The sequence below is a fragment of the Roseinatronobacter sp. NSM genome (assembly GCF_052379845.1).
Lineage (GTDB): Bacteria > Pseudomonadota > Alphaproteobacteria > Rhodobacterales > Rhodobacteraceae > Roseinatronobacter.
In genome coordinates this window covers 1-2530 of record NZ_JBQTCF010000078.1, presented here as the reverse complement: position 1 = coordinate 2530, position 2530 = coordinate 1, and the positions used below count along the sequence as shown (strand labels likewise).

General features: G+C 59.0%; 4 protein-coding genes. All 4 read left to right on the top strand.

The features are described 5' to 3' along the window. Nucleotides 1-717 (top strand): helicase-related protein (locus ACTZWY_RS19625; protein ID WP_444792391.1); only part of this gene is annotated, 717 nt, incomplete at its 5' end. A gap of 19 nt (nucleotides 718-736) precedes the next feature. Continuing rightward, a complete protein-coding gene (locus tag ACTZWY_RS19620; RefSeq protein WP_444792390.1) occupies nucleotides 737-997 on the top strand; it encodes a hypothetical protein in 261 nt (86 codons plus the stop codon). Beyond that, complete coding sequence (locus ACTZWY_RS19615) at nucleotides 994-1224, top strand: hypothetical protein (RefSeq protein ID WP_444792389.1); 231 nt, start codon at nucleotides 994-996, stop codon at nucleotides 1222-1224. The genes ACTZWY_RS19620 and ACTZWY_RS19615 overlap by 4 nt, the downstream gene beginning before the upstream one ends. After that, nucleotides 1225-2277, top strand: a complete 1053-nt coding sequence (locus tag ACTZWY_RS19610) for a DUF4236 domain-containing protein (RefSeq protein ID WP_444792388.1) — start codon at nucleotides 1225-1227, stop codon at nucleotides 2275-2277. The last annotated feature ends 253 nt before the right edge of the window (nucleotides 2278-2530 follow it).

Sequence of the window (2530 nt, the reverse complement as noted above, 5' to 3'; positions counted from 1 at the left end):
CGGTACACGGTACACCCGGATGCATCGTCACCAACGGAGGACGAAACCTATATCGGCATGTCCGCACGTCTTCTTGCGGCGATGGACATCCTGCGCGGGATCAGAGACCGCGGCGAACGAGCGCTGGTCTTTATTGAGCATGTGAAGATGCAGCATCGCTTCATCGAACTCACAAAAAGAGAGTTTGGCCTTCCCCGTGTTGACCTGATCAACGGAAGTACCCCTATCCCGCGTCGCCAGGAGATCGTGAATCGGTTTCAGCAGCACTTAGAACGCGACCGAGGGTTTGATCTTTTAGTTTTGGGTCCCAAGGCGGCGGGGACCGGGCTGACATTGACGGCTGCGACGCATGTCATCCATCTGTCCCGCTGGTGGAACCCGGCTGTCGAGGAACAGTGCAATGACCGCGTTCATCGGATTGGCCAGACCCGCCCCGTGATCGTCCACATCCCTATGGCGATCCATCCAGGTTATCAACACAACTCGTTCGACTGTCTGCTGCACAGTCTAATGACGCGAAAAAGGCGTCTGGCCAGTTCGGCATTATGGCCCATGGGCGATACTGAAGCAGATGCGAGCCGTCTGCAGCAAATGCTGGCAGATGGTGATGTCTTGTCGAGTGGCGATCCAGTTCATGCCGCTGTATCCGCCATGTTTAGTCGTGATGATAATCCGGTCCCCAAGGTAAACCCCGATGGCTCAATGACATATCACTGAATTGAAGAAAGGAAGGCTTTTGAAACGCAATGAAGACATCGAGGTCCTGTCAGGCCAACTGGTGGCTCAGACTATGATGATCCAGATGCTGATCGGGCAGGCGACACTGCACGGCCCTGATCGCGGAGCGGAACTGCGTCATGCTATCGTGGCCGGGCTGGGTGCGATCAAGGGCAATCCCAACATGACGCAACGCGAAAAGTTCGGCTGCGAAAAGACACTCGAGGATGCCATCGACACGATTGATCAACTGCGCAAGCGGGCAGGGTGGTCAAAATGAGTCTGTCTGCCGTCTACCTGCAGCACCGGGTGCAACTCCTTGAACGCCATGTGAGCGCGCTGGTTCAGATGATGAAGCTGCGCCATCCTGATGACGCTGAAGACCTGACGGATATGGAGCGCGTCTGGCAGGCCGAGGTGGAAGAGATGCATGCTGCGGTGTTGCGCAGGGACAGTTCGTTTTTTGAACAGCGCGAGCAACGTGTCAGTAAGCGGCGGGGTGTGTGAATGGCTTTCCGCTTCTGGCGTCGGGTGCGCCTTGCCCCTGGTGTCACGCTGAACCTGTCGAAATCGAACGCGTCGCTGTCTTTCGGCCCTCGCGGCGCGAAATACACGATTAGCCCCCGCGGCAATCGCGCGACGGCCGGTCTACCTGGCACAGGGATGTTCTATACCGTTCATGACCGTAATCGCGCCGGGCGCGGTGGGGCGGCACCTGCGCCATCTGTGCCGCAGCGCGACCGGCTGAAGCTTGGGTTTTTCCAGCGGCTGATGACCCCGGCGGAGGAAAAGCGCTTCATCGACGGCATCTGCGCGCTCAATGACGGTGATCAGGATGCCGCGCTGGCTGGCCTCGAAGAGGCAGGAGATCTGCCCGATGCCGCCTGGATGGCTGGGATGATCCGGCTGCGGCGAGAGGAACTGGACCTCGCCAGAGCACATTTCGAGCACGCGTTGGCCCGTCTCGGTGATCTCGGCACGCTGTTTGCCAAATATGAGATTGCCGCACAGGCCAGCCTTCCGATCACATCCGACATCTTCGCCCATGTCTTCCCGCGTGAACGCGGCACACGGCTGGCGCTGGTGGAAATCGCGCAGCTTGAGGGCCGCCATGCCGACGCGATGGGGCATATCGAGCGGCTGATGGAGATTGATGCGACTGATCCGGTGGTTCTGCTGTCCTTTGCTGAACTGGCGCTCGACAGCCCGGATGACCGCGCGCTGATGGACCGCGTGGTGCGCGACACGGTGCATGTCGAGAATGAGACCCCGGTCGATACGGCAATCCTGCTCTATCGTGGCCGCGCACTGGCCGCACTTGGTATGCCCGATGCCGCGATCGATGTGTTCACACTGGGTAACCGCCGGCGCAAGGACCGGCCCGAGGGATTGTTGCATCAGATCCGCTATGACCGGGCGGTTCTTTATGAACAAAAGGGCCAGCGCGCCCGCGCCCGCAGTGAGTTCGAGCGCATCTATGCCGCTGATCCAGGTTTCGAGGATATCGGTGTGCGCCTCGGCATTGTCCCTGCAGGCGCTGATCACGAGCGCTCCGGGTAGGAAAAAGGACCGATGGAACCGGAGACGAAATCACTTGGAGATCCACCCGGAAAACTGAATGCATGTGCCAGCTGAAAATATGGGATCGTCGCCACCCACATCCTGATCGCCCTTATTCAAGAACAGGGAAGTCTCAGTCTCAAGGGACCCTTAGGACTATCATGGATAACCCACCCTGACTTGACGAGTTTCTCGATCACCCGCGATTGCTGTCGTGCAGAGAGGCCGGTCAGACGACCGACCTCGGATCTTG

Excerpts from the sequence above, each read along its gene's own strand:
- ACTZWY_RS19615 (WP_444792389.1), top strand. The coding sequence starts at position 994 with ATGAGTCTGTCTGCCGTCTACCTGCAGCACCGGGTGCAACTCCTTGAA.
- ACTZWY_RS19610 (WP_444792388.1), top strand. The coding sequence starts at position 1,225 with ATGGCTTTCCGCTTCTGGCGTCGGGTGCGCCTTGCCCCTGGTGTCACG.